This is a genomic window from Pseudomonas sp. NFPP02, from assembly GCF_900119355.1.
GTDB classification, from domain to species: Bacteria; Pseudomonadota; Gammaproteobacteria; order Pseudomonadales; family Pseudomonadaceae; genus Aquipseudomonas; species Aquipseudomonas paracarnis.
The window spans coordinates 1-12,818 of the sequence record NZ_FPJI01000025.1 but is presented as its reverse complement, the minus strand read 5'-3'; the positions used below and the strand labels follow the sequence as shown (position 1 = coordinate 12,818).

Below are 12,818 nucleotides of genomic sequence, written 5' to 3'. Positions count from 1 at the left end.
CTTACTTCGTGGTGGTTAGCGATTGGCCAATGGCTTGGCGGCTTTTTGTACCTGGTCCCACACCCGCAGGAAGTTGCCTCCCCACAGCTTGGCGATATCGGCTTCGGAGTAGCCGCGCTGGATCAGTTCGGCAGTGACGTTGCGCACCTCGCCGACGTTCTCCCAGCCCTGGAGGCCGCCGCCGTCGTTGAAGTCCGAGGCAATGCCGACATGATCGATGCCGATCTTGCGCACGGTGTAGTCGATGGCGTCGCCCAGGTCCTTGAGGGTGGCCTTGGGTTCTTCCTCGAGAATGCCGTACAGCGCGCTGGCGTATTGGCCGAAGCGTTGCTCGGGCCAGGCGGCAATGATTGCATCGCCGGGCATCAAGGCCATGGCCAGGTTGGGCAGTGGCGGCAGGTCAAAGCGTGCGCGCAGAGCGTTGAGCTTGTCCTGAGTCGGCTGGCTCAAAGGGCGCAGGTAAGCGGGGAAGCCGACCACCTGCACCACGCCGCCGCTGTTCTTGATCAGTTGCAGTTCCTTGTCGCTGAGGTTGCGCGGGATATCCACTGACGCCCGAGGCGCCGAATGGGACGCCACCATCGGCGTGCGGCTCAACTGCGCGACCTGCTCCAGGGCCTTGGTCGACATCTGCGACACATCGATGATCACGCCCAGGTCATTGAGACGATGCACCGCCTGCTGGCCGATCGGCGACAGGCCTTCAAGGGCGTCGGGGGAGTCATTGAAAAACGGCAGCGGGCGTGACGAGTCGGACCAGGCGTTATTGCCGATGTAGCTGAACCCGAACATGCGCATGCCGCGTGCGGCCCACAGGTCCAGCTGGTTCAGGTCATTGCCCAGGGGGTAGGCGTTGAGCATGCTGATAAAAATCGCGAACTTGCCTTCGCCGTGCAGGCGGCGCATATCGTCCGGGGTGTAGGCAATGCCCACCTGGTTGGGAAAGTCACGCACCATGCCGGAGATGATCTTGTAGCGCACCTCCTGCTCGTGGCGGGCCTCTTCGACAAAACCATCGGTGGGTTTGTGCGGAGCGTTGGCGCCGTTCCAGATTTCCGGCCAGCCGAAGATCGTCAGCGCGGCGCCCGACAATCGACCGCGGGCGGCCTTGGCCAAGTCGAACTGGCCGCTGCCATCCTTGTCGGCCTCGTTGCCCGCCGTGCCGAAATCCAGGGGCAGGGTGATGTGGCTGTCAAATGACAACAGGCGATCCTGCATTTCATTGGCCTGCTTGATCACCTCCAGCGGGTAGCCGGCGTTGCCCTTGAACCACTGATCCCAGACCAGCAAGCCAGCCCCGGCGCCGATAGCCAGGGCCAGCGGCAGGCCGATATACAGCGCCTTTTTCGAACGTGATTTTGTCATTGCCATCTCAGTCAGTTGAGGCCTTTGCTATCAGGGAAGGACGAGCGATGACGGGGGAAATTTAGGTGGCGGGGGCAGGGCGGTAAATTTCATCGGGTTGCAAACGTTCTAGCTCTGATCAAGCCGTTTCCTAAGGTAGCCAATGACAATCTCTCGACGTGGGTTCATCGCAGGCCTGGCGCTGACCGGTGCAGCCGTGCCCGCGGCCTTTTATGCCCATCGCGAGTTGACACGGGAAGAAGAGTTTCCCATCACCCCCGGCGAAGCCACGGTCGACCTCGCTGACACCCAGGGCCAGCACCTGGCGAACACCCTGCGGGGCGTCTGGAGCCTGCGCCTGGAAGGCCGCGATGCTGGCCTTGCGGGCCTGCCGCTGCATGGCCTGGAGTTGCTGCTGGACATCGCTCCCCGTGGGCGTGGCCTGCGCGGTTACCTGGACACCGCCGAGCAGTTGCGCGCTGAAGGCGAGCCGCGCTACCGGGTCTTGGGTGATGTGCTGACGGGCGAGGGCGCCGTGCTCTATTGGCGCTTGATCGACCGCGATTCAGCCGGCGGCGTGCCGGCCTATGAATTCAAGATGACCCTGGATGAAGTCTGGGCCGATTTCGGCAATGCCGGCAGCGCCACCCTCAGCGGGCACATCCTCGACCTTGAGCGGCGCCTGGCGCTGACCGAACGCGACAACCGTTTTATCGCCCACAAACAACTGTTCCCCGAAGCCCGCCAGCGCATCGGCCTCAACCCGACCTTGCTGGCCTGGCTGATTTCTCCCGAGCACCGCCTGTTTCACCAACTGTGGCACGCCACCCGCGACCAATGGCACAAGCTCTCCGAAGAAAAACGCGAGGCCCTGCGCGGCATCGGCTGGCAACCGGGGCCCCGTGGTCAGGAACGCGACGCCCGCGGCAAGCGCAAGGACCGTAATGGTTCGGGCATCGACTTCTTCTTCATGCACCGCCACATGCTCGGCACCGCACGTTCCATGCAGGACTTGCCCTCCTGGCCGCAATTCCCCGAGCCGCAACCGCCGTTGGAGCGGGATCGCCTGGGCTTCGTGCGCTACTTCGACAACCACGACGGTTTCGCACTGCCGCCCTGTTGGTCAGCGCCAGATGACGCCGACTACACCCAGTGGGTCAGCGATATCAAGGCGGCCGAGACCTACCACAGCAACTTCCAGGTGTGGGAATCCCAATACCGCGACCCGCGCTACCTGGCCCAGTTGACCCTGGGCCAACTGGGCTCGGAAATGGAGCTGGGCCTGCACGATTGGCTGCATATGCGCTGGGCCTCGGTGCCCCGCGACCCGTCCAACGGCGCCCCGGTCCCCTTCGCCCGTGACCCCGCGGACTTTGCCGCACGTTGGTATGCGCCGGAGAACGACTTTCTGGGCGACCCGTTTTCATCCCATGTGAACCCGGTGTTCTGGCATTTCCACGGCTGGATCGATGACCGCATCGAAGACTGGTTTCGTGCCCACGAGCGCTTCAACCCAGGCGAGGTGAGCCGACTGGAAGTCAACGGCGTAGCCTGGTTTGCGCCAGGTCGCTGGGTGGAAATAGGTGACCCGTGGCTGGGCCCGGACACCCACGGCTGCAGCACCACGCCGGGGCTGCAACAGGGGCGCTCGATGGAAATGGACCCGGAGATCATGAAGCTGGCCCTGCGCATTACCTTCGGTGCCGATGAAGAGCTGCTCAAGGGGCTGTTCAAACGTGTGCCGCAGCGGCCATGGTATGCGCGGCATCTGAAACTCAAACGCGAGGCTTAGCAGGTTTTTTTAAACCTGCTCTTCCTCACGCAATTGCGCACTCATCTCATCGCAACTGCGTGCCCAGTCGCTCAACCATTGCGGCATCGGCGGTGAGGTGTCGTCCAAGCCCAACTCGCGGATGAATTCGGCCGGGGGCAGGGTGCCTTTGGCGGATCGAAACAGCCCACGCATCACCACCACGCCGACCACCCGCCCATTGCTGACGAAGCGGTGCTCCATCAGGTTCCACTTGTGGTCCCAGCCGAGAATGCGGGTATGCACCTCGAATACCTCGAACAGCTTCAATTCCCGACGGAACTTGCCCCAGGTATCGCCGACTATTGGCATCGCCTTATGGCGCAGCGCCACGCGAAAGGCGCCGGTGCGCAGCACAAAATCCATGCGAGCCACATCGGCCAGGGTGAAATACCGGCCATTGGTGACATGCCGGTTCAGGTCCAGGTCCAGCGGCCAGACACGCATGCGCACCACCGAGGTAGCCAGGCCGTGAACCGGTTTGCGCCAGGGGCGGCGCAACAGCATGTGCAGTAATCGAAACCAGAGATTCATAAAAACGCCAGGCAGTTGATCAATGGCCGCACTGTACGGGGGTGGGATCGGCTAAGGTAGATGCGTAAATGACTTATTACATGCGAAAAGTGCAAGCCGGAGTTTTTACATGCATGTCACCTTGCTCCTGGCGGATCAATGTTCCGCTGCCAGTGCCACCCTGGCCATGGAAATGCTCAGTGCGGCCAATCTGTTCGCTGACAGCCCGCCGTTTGAGGTGATGCTCGCGTCTATGGACGGCCAGCCGGTGACAGCATGGGGCGGGCAGCGCCTGCAGGTGCAGGGTTCACTGGCGCAGATCGCGCACACGGACCTGGTGCTGATTCCCGGGTTTCTCTTTACCCTCAAGGAGGCTATGCCGACGTTTGCTGCCTACGGCCCCTGGTTGCGTGAGCAGCATGGGCAGGGCGCCGTGTTGGCGTCGATGTGCACGGCGGCCTTCATGCTGGCCGAGACCGGCTTATTGCACGGCTTGCGTGCGACGACTCACTGGGCATTTGCCGGGTTCTTCCGGCGTCGATATGCCCAGGTCAGCCTGGATGAGGGGCAGATCCTTTGCGAAGACAATCGCCTGATCACGTGCGGGGGCGCTACGGCGGCGATGGACTTGATGCTGCACCTGATCCGCCGTTTCGGCTCGCCGGAGCTGGCTCATACCTGCGGCAAGTACTTGCTGATCGATGCCGGCCGCACCGAGCAGTCGGCCTACGCGATGTGGTCGCTGCCCAAAAGCCACGGTGATGCGCAGATCCTGCGTGTGCAGCATTGGTTGGAGCAGCACTTTGCGCAGTCAATGGTGATCGATGAGGTGGCCCGGCGCTTTGGTTTTGGCGTGCGTAATTTCAAGCGGCGTTTCAAGGATGCCACTGGTTGTACGCCGATTGGCTACCTGCAAACCCTGCGCCTGGAACGAGCCAAGCAGATGCTGGAGTCAACACGCATGACCCTCGCCAGCATCACGTATGCCGTGGGCTATGAGGACAGCAACTCGTTTCGGCGTCTGTTCCAGCAACGGGTGGGGATGCTGCCGGCGGCGTATCGCAAGAAGTTCCTGGTTGCCCAGGGCGACGCCTATGTACCTGAGGCACCGAGGTCCTGACCTGCCTTGATGCCGGTCAGGTAGGCAGGCGCGCTGCACCAGGGTCGTGTATCACTTTTTTGCGCGGGGATTGCTCTGTGCAACACCGTGCAGCAATAGCGCCTCAAACACCCGCTGTACCCGTGGTTCGTCGCTGTGGGCCACATTGAAGCGCATTGAGTCGCGGTGGGCCGGGTCGTAGCCGAAGAGCGCGCCAGGTGCCAGTACCATGCTGCGTTTCAGGGCTTCTTGGGCCAGGAGTTCGCCGTTCACGCCAGGCGGCAGGCGTGCCCAGATGAACATCCCGCCTTCATACGCCATGGGCAGTTCGCACCCGCAGCGCTTGAGCCATTGTTCGACGCGCCCACCGGCTTCCATCAGGCGCTGCACCATGCGTTTGCGGTGCTTGGCGTAACTGCCTTCGCTGAGCATGCGGTAGACGATCTGTTCGAACAGTTCCGAGGTGACGCCGCCGCTCATCAATTTCATGTTGGTCAGGTTGGCGGCCAGTTGCGGAGCGGCCACCACGTAGCTGACGCGGGTGTTGGCGCTCAGGATTTTCGAGAACCCCGACAGGTAGGTAACCTGGTCCAGCCCGGCGACGGCGGCCAGGCGTGGGGGAGGGTTGGGGTGCAGGTCGCCGTAGAGGTCGTCCTCGACGATGTGGCAGTGGTACTGCTGGGTCAATTGCAACAGGCGAAACGCTTGGCTGGGGCTGAAGGAGTGGCCGGTGGGGTTGTGCAACACGCTGGTGGTCAGATACAGGCTGGGGCGGTGTTCGGCCAGCAGCTGTTCGAGGGCGCTGAAGTCAAAGCCGTCGGGGCGGCGTGCAATGGTGACGACTTTGACGCCGTGCAGCGCCAGGTTGGCGTGGAAGTTGAAGTAGCACGGCGCGTCGAGCAGCACCGTGTCGCCGGGGCGTGCGAGCAGGCGCATGAGCATGTCCAGGCCCTGCACGGTATTGGGTGTGGTGATGATCTGTTCCACCGGTACCGACAAGCCTTCGCCGTGCAGTTTCTGTTGCAGCGCCTGGCGCAACGGCAACAGCCCCGCCGGCGTGCCCAGCCCGGCGATACGCAGTGACGGCGCACGCACTACGCTGCGCATGGCCTGGCGGATCGCTTCGCCATTGAGCCAATCCTCCGGCAAGTGCCCGCCACCGGGGCGCAGTTCGCCACTGGCGGTGGCCAAGGGCCGGCGCAATACGCTGAGCAGGTCTTGGGGCAATAGGTCCACCCAGGTCACTGAGGCAGGGCGGGTGCTGTCCATCGCCACGAAGTAGCCGCGGCCCTGGCTCGAGGTCAGCAGGTGGCGACCGCGCAGGCGGTCCAGTGCCTCATTGAGGGTGAACTTGCTGACGCCGAGGACCTGGGTCAGTTCACGCACGGATGGCAGTTTGCTGCCCGGTGCCCATTCGCCATTTTCGATGGCCTGGCTGAACGCCTCGACGATCTGCTGGACCTTGGGCGTGCCTTCTACGAAAGCGATGGCGGATACAAACATGACGCTTCCTTGTGTTTGCCGGTGATTTTACCGGTGAAGTTAGGCCGGATTAGGCACCACTTTACCTGCCTTGCGCAATGCCACTCCCCTAGACTGCGCGGCATCTCGCCAGGAGATGGCGATATTTCCTACACCTGAGCAATGGATTTTGCATTTCCATGAAGACTTATATGTGCGCACCCTGCGGTTTTATGTACGTAGAAGAACTGGGTATTCCGGAGGACGGAATTCCCGCAGGCACCCCTTGGGAAGAGGTGCCTGAAGATTGGACATGCCCGGATTGCGGCGTGACCAAGGCCGATTTCATGGCCATCAATCTTCCTGAACGTCAATTCGCCTGACACTCCATCAACGAAAGGAATCGTCCCATGAACAGCAAACTGATCAACGCCACCGTCCCGTTCTGCACCGGTGTGGCCCACCAGAAATACCTGGGCGCCGAAAAGGGCCTGCAAACCGCCATCGAAGGTGACTGCACCCACTGGTACATCGACGGCAGCCTGTTCGGCGAAATGGTCGATGACTGGACCGAGGCGCGTATCGAGAGCCTGCAGGCGCAAATCGCGGCCACGGGGGTCAAGCCGGTTTTCCATGGCAACTTCAAGGCGCCGTTGGGCAGTGATGTCGAAGCCTTCCGTAGTGCGGCCGTGGAGTACGTCAAAAAAGAAATCGACATCGCCAGCCGCCTGGGCGCGCCGTTGATCATTCACGGTGGTTGCATCGTCGAGCCGAAAATGGTGCTGATGGCCAAGAAGGTTGCCCTGGAGCATTACCTCAAGTCGGTGCAGGAACTGGCGCGCTATGCCGAGGCCAAGGGCACGGATATCTACTTGGAGAACCTGTCCAACTATGTCAACTATCGGCCGTTCCACTACATCTTTACCCATGAAGCCGAATACGCCTTTGTGTTCGAGCGCCTGCAAGCCCATAGCAATGTGTATTTCTTCCTCGATGCCGGCCACGCCAACATCGAGAACGGCCTGCCGGCAGAAGTGGTGCGCAAATACCACCACTTGATCAAGGGCATTTCCTTCAGCAACAACAACGGCGTGCAAGACCAGCACTTCGGCATCCATGACGGCAACTGCGATTACGCCGATGTGCTGCAGGCCATTGTCGAGACCAACTGGAAGGGGCTGGTCGCGTTTGAAACCCGCAACCAGACCGCCAAGGCTGCCCTGGCTGACCTGGCGGTGATGTACCGCGACTCCCTGACCACCGAAATCGCTGTCGCCTGATCGGCCGGGGGCGAGCGCTGGCCGCGTTCGCCCTGTTGCTGCTGTTTCTTTTTATTCAAGGTGCTGGCCATGACAAGTGCGTTAACCCTGTCTTCATTTCTCTACTTTCTGTTGTTTTGCGCCACCATGACCTTCAGTCCGGGCCCGATGACGTTGCTGTTGTTGAGCCTGGGCTTGAAGGACGGCCTGCGCAGTTCGATCCCGGCGCAGGTCGGCGCCACTGTGTCGTACCTGATTTCGATCCTGATCTTTGCCGTCGGCTTCTCGGAATTGATCAAGGGCAACCTCGCCATTACCCAGACCATCCAGTTTGTCGGGGTGGCCTACATTCTTTACCTGGCCTACAAGCAGTGGACCAGCAGCGGCGTGTCGATCAACAACGCCGACAAGGTCGAGGGCGCGCGCAGCCTGTTTGGCAAAGGGCTGTTGACCGGGTTTTCCAACCCCAAGACCATCATCATGTTCAGCGCCGTGTTCCCGCAGTTTGCCGGCGCCGGTGAACACAGTTCGGCGGCGGACATCGCCATCCTTGGCCTGACCTTCCTGCTGCTGCAATTTGCCAGCGGCTGCCTGTATTGCTATTTCGGCCAGCGCATCAAACACGTGCTGGAAAACCCCAAGCGGCGGGTGTTGTTGCAGCGAATCACGGCCGTGTTGCTGCTGGGCGTCGCCTTGATGCTGGCGCGTGGGTTTTCGCACTGAAGTATTAGCCAATAAGCGGTAGTGGCGATTTGACGTCGCCCTGATAGACTCCAGGCATTCACCCAGGATCGCCCCCACCATGCCAGCCGTCGGAGGAAAAGGACTTCCGCTCGCTTTGCGCTTGTACAAATCTCGCGTGCTGGGGCTGACGCTCGGCTTTGTGTGCGTGGCGTTCGGCATGTATCCGTTGAATCCGTCCCTGTGGGTGTGGGCCTGGATGCTGATCAATGCCTTTGCGTGGCCGCACCTGGCTTTTCAATGTTCTTTGCGCTCGGCCAATACCTTGCGCAGCGAACGCCGCAGCCTGCTGTTCGATTCCTTTTGCGGTGGGTTCTGGGTTGGCGCGATGCACTTCAACCCGCTGCCCAGCGTCACCACCCTGTCGATGATGAGCATGAACAACGTCGCCATCGGCGGGCCGCGTTTCCTGTTCGCGGGTTGGGTGGCGCAGGCACTGGGGCTGGGCACCGCGTTGCTGCTGTTCACACCAGGATTTATCGCCGTGACCACCCAGGCCCAGCTGTATGCCTGCCTGCCGATCCTGATGCTGTATCCCCTGGCCCTGGGCTGGATCTGCTACCGCCAGGCCGTCACCTTGGCCCGCCACAAACGTGAACTGCTGGCCTTGAGCCGCACCGACAGCCTGTCGGGCCTGCTCAACCACGGCGCCTGGAAGGACCATCTGGACCTCGAGTTTCAACGCTGCCGCCGTGGCCCGGGCGGTGCCGCCATCGCGTTGATCGACATCGACCACTTCAAGACCATCAACGATACCTACGGCCATGTGACTGGCGATATCGTCCTGCGCCAACTGAGCAAGGTGTTGCGCCAGAACCTGCGCACCAACGACTTGGCCGGGCGCTATGGCGGTGATGAGTTCTGCGTGATCCTGCCCGATATGCCCCTCAACCGTGCCACCGAGGTGATGGAGGCATTGCGCAGTCGCTTCAACGCCTTGGCCTATGCCCAGGACCCGACACTGCGAGTGAGCCTGAGCATCGGCCTGGCGCCGTACCAGCCTAGCCACGCCGACTCCATCAGTTGGCTCAACGATGCCGACCAGGCGCTGTACGAAGCCAAGAGCAGCGGGCGCAACCGGGTCAGTTCGGTACAGGGCAGTTGGTTGCGGTCAGTTTAGTGGGGTAGGGTGGCGGGGCACCTTCCAACAAAAAACAAGGATCGGTCCATGCTCTTCACGTTCCCGCGTACCCTTTTGGCCGCTACCCTGGCCTTGTCTTTCAGCCTGCCGGCCTACAGCGCCGAGCCTCATAAACAGATCCAGCAACAGGCCGAACAATACAAGGCCGAAGCCTTGAAGCTGCTGGAGCGCCTGGTGAATATCGACTCGGGTTCAGGCTACGAGCCGGGCCTGACCCAAGTGCGCGATATCGCCGTGAATGAGTTGAAACAGTTGGGTTTCACCATCGAATTGGTGCCGGATAAAGCCGCCAACAATAGCCATGTGGTCGCCACCCTCAAAGGCACCGGCAAGGCCAAGATCCTGCTGATGGCCCATATGGACACCGTATTCAAGGAAGGCTCGGCTGCCGAGCGCCCCTTCCACATCAAGGACGGCCGCGCCTACGGCCCCGGCGTGATGGATGACAAGGGCGGCATCGTTGCGGGCATCTATGCGCTCAAGGTCCTCAAAAGCCAGGGCTTCAAGGATTACGCGCAGATCACCTTCCTGCTCGACGCCAGCGAAGAAACCGGCTCCGACGCCGCCTCCGAACTGATCCGCAACACTGCCAAGGGCCACGACGTGACCCTGAACCTGGAACCCGGCCGCCCTGCCGACGGCCTGGTGGTGTGGCGCAAAGGCAGCGCCACCGCGGTGGTCGAAGTCAAAGGCAAGGCCGCCCACGCCGGCGTCGCCCCGGAACTGGGACGCAACGCCGCCATGGAAGCCGCGCACCAGATCCTGCAACTGGGCAAACTCGGCGATGAAGACAAGAAAACCACCATCAACTTCACCGTGCTCAAGGCCGGTGACCGCACCAACGTTATCCCTGACCAAGCCACCGCCAAGGCCGACGTGCGTGCGGCCTTGCCGGAAGAGTTCGACCGGATCGAGAAAGACCTGGCGCGGGTTTCAGCCAACAAATTGATCCCGGAAACCGAAGTGAACACCAGCCTGCAGCGCGGCCTGCCACCGATGCCGCAGACCGCCGAGTCGGATAAGTTGGTAGCGATTGCCCAAGGGATTTATGGCGAACTGGGACGCAAGTTGACCATCGAAGGCAGCGGCGGCGCGGCGGATGCCAGCTTGTCCGCCGGTGTAGGCACGCCGACGCTGGATGGGTTTGGGATAGTGGGGGGCAATATTCACACGGCGGAGGAATATGCCGAGGTGGAGAGTGTGGTGCCGCGGGTTTATTTGTTGAGTCGGATGATCATGGAGCTTTCCAAGCGCTGATCAGAACACTGGATTGCAGAACGAATCGGGTTTGAATGGGGGAGGAATGCCCGTCCGGCAAACGCAGATCCCCTGTGGGAGCGGGCGTGCCCGCGAAGGCGGTGTGTCAGTCGCTGCATGTGTTACTGCACTACCGCTTTCGCAGGCAAGCCAGCTCCCACATTTGATCTTTGTTGATTTGAGCGTTGTGTTTGCTTGAGTAACTCGCATTGGGGCAGCCCCTCCGACATCGAGTACTGCGTTCAATGCGGAAGTCACCATGTGGAAGGGTCTTCGAGACTGGCTTTTTGAAGGTCGTCTTTCCAGACCTCGTTGGCCAGTCGATAAATGTCCGCAAAGAAACCTCGGGGGTCGTCTATTTCTGTTTCGTCCCAAGCCATTGTTATGTACTCATCATAATCGCTTTCAAATTCTTTCGAAAAGTCGAAGTCGGGTTTGTCTAGCACATCTCTAAGTGCAGCCATTAATACGAAGCGATGTCTGTATGACAAATACATAAGGTCCTTCAGAACAAAAGAAATTATGATTTTTTCTCTGTCTTTCTCATTGTTAGGGTCGTACTTCCATAGTTCTTTTCCAACTGTATCCTCAAGGTCGTATATCGATAAGGCTCCCAATATATGAGAGATATTAGGGGTGTAAGGGGTGTTCATGAATGGGCACTTCAGCATTGTCTGCTCACTTTGGGAATGCGGTAAATGGCCGAGTCGGATTGTTTCTATCAAATCTGATCTCTGCTCTGTCCATATTTTCAATGTACTTAGGGTCGTTTAAGTTTCGGTGGTTAGGCTTGTAGCCTCGTCCGGCTCCGGGTAGCTCGACTATAACCACAGGGTTACCCCTTCTATCAAAACCTGTAGGAAGTGGTGAATCGCCCTGCATCCTGCCCATGGCTTTATTTATAGCGTTAAGCTGCATCACCCAGGTTTTAAATTGAGAGCTGGAATTGATAGCTTCTCTCTCCCCAGTGGTCGGATTTGTTCCATCAATAGATCGTTGCCTTAAAGCGTTATCTGGTATCTCTGGGCTATGCTTTTCAACCGAATGCATATCATATTCCTGCTCCCAACCCAGCACTTTTCGTTTTGCATTTGCCTCTGCCAGTTCATCTATTCTCGCCTGTCGCTGAGTACGCCCCAGTTGAGGTAAAGCGGGCGCGCCTTCATTTACACTAGGCTTCGGAGGAATAGGAGGAGCGTTAGGCTTGCATTGGTCCCCTGGGCAGGTACTTAATCCTAATGGATCCACCCACCCTGTAGGGTTTGGCACATACCGGTACCCATTGATCCCCCCCGCCAACTTCACCGGATCTGGCGTCAGGTAACGACCAATATCTGGATTGTAGTAGCGATGGCGGTTGTAGTGCAGACCGCTTTCCTGATCGAAATACTGACCCTGAAAGCGCAGCGGGTTGTCGATGTTGCTTACGTCGAGCCGGGCGATCTGGCCGTAGGCGCGGTAGTGGGCGGACCAGATGATTTCGCCTTCGGGGTTGGTCAGTTCCTGCGGGGTGCCGAGGTGGTCGAGTTGGTAGTGGTAGGGCGTGGTGGCTTGTGGACCGAAACCTTCCAACAGCGCCAATGGGCGGAAGCTGTCGGGTTCGTAGAGGTAGCTGCGATGGCGCTCTGCATGGTGTTCGGCAATCAGCTTGTCGCCTTGCCAGAAAAACTCGGTGGTCTTGCCGTCTACGGTCTTGCTGATGCGCCGCCCAAATGGGTCATAGCGATAGCTGGCGGTTTCGCCGTTCGGTTTTGTGATGCTGACTAACCGATGCTGGCAGTCGTAGCGGTACTCAGTGACGAGTTGCTGGCCCTTGCCGCGTCGTTCGCGGATGAGGTTGCCGAAGGCGTCGTAGTCGTAATGGCGGTCGCCTTGGATCATCAGACGATTCGCCGCGACGATGTCCGGGCCGGGGCGGTCTTGCATCAGCAGGTTGCCGGCGGGGTTGTGGGCGAAGCGTTCCTGTACGTCCTGGGAGTGGTCGGCGCGGGTCAGGCGGTTTAGCGGGTCGTAGCGGTAAAGGTGTTCGCCTTTGCGGGTGTCGAGCAGGCGGGTAAGGTTGCCGGTTTTGTCGTAGTCGTATTGGCGTTGGTAGAAATAGTTTTGCTGCTGCGTAACGGCGTGGGCGTGCAGACGATTCTGGTCGTCGTAGTGGTAGTGGCTGAGCAGTTGGCCTTGCTGGCGCTGATGCTC

The 12,818-nt window shown here is 60.1% G+C and carries 12 protein-coding genes; 7 read left to right on the top strand and 5 right to left on the bottom strand.

What is annotated here, in order from left to right; genetic code table 11:
* Nucleotides 1–15: 15 nt before the first annotated feature.
* Nucleotides 16–1,365 carry a pyoverdine-tailoring dipeptidase-like protein PvdM gene (gene pvdM / locus BT204_RS26730; RefSeq protein WP_072448866.1) on the bottom strand — a complete coding sequence of 450 codons (1,350 nt, stop codon included), beginning with the start codon at nucleotides 1,363–1,365 and terminating at the stop codon, nucleotides 16–18.
* A 142-nt stretch (nucleotides 1,366–1,507) separates the two neighbouring features.
* Here pvdM and BT204_RS26725 point away from each other — a divergent pair, with 142 nt between their 5' ends.
* Entirely contained in the window at nucleotides 1,508–3,136 is a 1,629-nt protein-coding gene (locus BT204_RS26725) for a pyoverdine maturation tyrosinase PvdP (protein ID WP_054918641.1), read from the top strand.
* 9 nt (nucleotides 3,137–3,145) lie between these two features.
* Here BT204_RS26725 and BT204_RS26720 read toward each other — a convergent pair whose 3' ends face one another.
* Complete coding sequence (locus tag BT204_RS26720; RefSeq protein ID WP_057977136.1) at nucleotides 3,146–3,688, bottom strand: thioesterase family protein; 543 nt, start codon at nucleotides 3,686–3,688, stop codon at nucleotides 3,146–3,148.
* A gap of 109 nt (nucleotides 3,689–3,797) precedes the next feature.
* On the opposite strand from BT204_RS26720, the gene BT204_RS26715 reads away from it, so the two are divergent.
* Nucleotides 3,798–4,787 (top strand): GlxA family transcriptional regulator, encoded by a 990-nt coding sequence (locus BT204_RS26715; RefSeq protein ID WP_072448864.1) that lies wholly within the window; start codon nucleotides 3,798–3,800, stop codon nucleotides 4,785–4,787.
* A 51-nt stretch (nucleotides 4,788–4,838) separates the two neighbouring features.
* Here BT204_RS26715 and BT204_RS26710 read toward each other — a convergent pair whose 3' ends face one another.
* Entirely contained in the window at nucleotides 4,839–6,269 is a 1,431-nt protein-coding gene (locus tag BT204_RS26710; protein ID WP_072448862.1) for an aminotransferase-like domain-containing protein, read from the bottom strand.
* Nucleotides 6,270–6,427: 158 nt separating this feature from the next.
* On the opposite strand from BT204_RS26710, the gene BT204_RS26705 reads away from it, so the two are divergent.
* The 5 genes from BT204_RS26705 to BT204_RS26685 all read left to right on the top strand — a co-directional run bounded on the left by BT204_RS26705 (nucleotide 6,428) and on the right by BT204_RS26685 (nucleotide 10,625).
* Nucleotides 6,428–6,610, top strand: a complete 183-nt coding sequence (locus BT204_RS26705) for a rubredoxin (protein WP_014718115.1) — start codon at nucleotides 6,428–6,430, stop codon at nucleotides 6,608–6,610.
* A 27-nt stretch (nucleotides 6,611–6,637) separates the two neighbouring features.
* Nucleotides 6,638–7,507 (top strand): sugar phosphate isomerase/epimerase family protein, encoded by an 870-nt coding sequence (locus BT204_RS26700; RefSeq protein WP_034127732.1) that lies wholly within the window; start codon nucleotides 6,638–6,640, stop codon nucleotides 7,505–7,507.
* Between the two features lie 69 nt (nucleotides 7,508–7,576).
* Complete coding sequence (locus BT204_RS26695) at nucleotides 7,577–8,209, top strand: LysE family translocator (protein WP_054918636.1); 633 nt, start codon at nucleotides 7,577–7,579, stop codon at nucleotides 8,207–8,209.
* A 79-nt stretch (nucleotides 8,210–8,288) separates the two neighbouring features.
* A complete protein-coding gene (locus tag BT204_RS26690; protein WP_057977142.1) occupies nucleotides 8,289–9,347 on the top strand; it encodes a diguanylate cyclase in 1,059 nt (352 codons plus the stop codon).
* 48 nt (nucleotides 9,348–9,395) lie between these two features.
* Entirely contained in the window at nucleotides 9,396–10,625 is a 1,230-nt protein-coding gene (locus tag BT204_RS26685) for a M20/M25/M40 family metallo-hydrolase (protein ID WP_054918631.1), read from the top strand.
* Nucleotides 10,626–10,879: 254 nt separating this feature from the next.
* Here the strand turns inward: BT204_RS26685 and BT204_RS26680 are convergent, their stop codons facing one another.
* On the bottom strand, nucleotides 10,880–11,296 hold the full coding sequence (locus BT204_RS26680) for a hypothetical protein (RefSeq protein WP_054897067.1): 417 nt from the start codon (nucleotides 11,294–11,296) through the stop codon (nucleotides 10,880–10,882).
* Nucleotides 11,297–11,303: 7 nt separating this feature from the next.
* On the bottom strand, nucleotides 11,304–12,818 hold a 1,515-nt coding region (locus BT204_RS26675; protein WP_139271555.1), incomplete at its 5' end, for an RHS repeat domain-containing protein.

What these genes read in the sequence shown, in the direction of transcription:
- BT204_RS26705 (WP_014718115.1), top strand. Translation starts at nt 6,428, where the DNA reads ATGAAGACTTATATGTGCGCACCCTGCGGTTTTATGTACGTAGAAGAA.
- BT204_RS26695 (WP_054918636.1), top strand. Translation starts at nt 7,577, where the DNA reads ATGACAAGTGCGTTAACCCTGTCTTCATTTCTCTACTTTCTGTTGTTT.
- BT204_RS26685 (WP_054918631.1), top strand. Translation starts at nt 9,396, where the DNA reads ATGCTCTTCACGTTCCCGCGTACCCTTTTGGCCGCTACCCTGGCCTTG.
- BT204_RS26715 (WP_072448864.1), top strand. Translation starts at nt 3,798, where the DNA reads ATGCATGTCACCTTGCTCCTGGCGGATCAATGTTCCGCTGCCAGTGCC.
- BT204_RS26690 (WP_057977142.1), top strand. Translation starts at nt 8,289, where the DNA reads ATGCCAGCCGTCGGAGGAAAAGGACTTCCGCTCGCTTTGCGCTTGTAC.
- BT204_RS26680 (WP_054897067.1), bottom strand. Translation starts at nt 11,296, where the DNA reads ATGCTGAAGTGCCCATTCATGAACACCCCTTACACCCCTAATATCTCT.
- BT204_RS26725 (WP_054918641.1), top strand. Translation starts at nt 1,508, where the DNA reads ATGACAATCTCTCGACGTGGGTTCATCGCAGGCCTGGCGCTGACCGGT.
- BT204_RS26710 (WP_072448862.1), bottom strand. Translation starts at nt 6,269, where the DNA reads ATGTTTGTATCCGCCATCGCTTTCGTAGAAGGCACGCCCAAGGTCCAG.
- BT204_RS26700 (WP_034127732.1), top strand. Translation starts at nt 6,638, where the DNA reads ATGAACAGCAAACTGATCAACGCCACCGTCCCGTTCTGCACCGGTGTG.
- BT204_RS26720 (WP_057977136.1), bottom strand. Translation starts at nt 3,688, where the DNA reads ATGAATCTCTGGTTTCGATTACTGCACATGCTGTTGCGCCGCCCCTGG.
- pvdM (WP_072448866.1), bottom strand. Translation starts at nt 1,365, where the DNA reads ATGACAAAATCACGTTCGAAAAAGGCGCTGTATATCGGCCTGCCGCTG.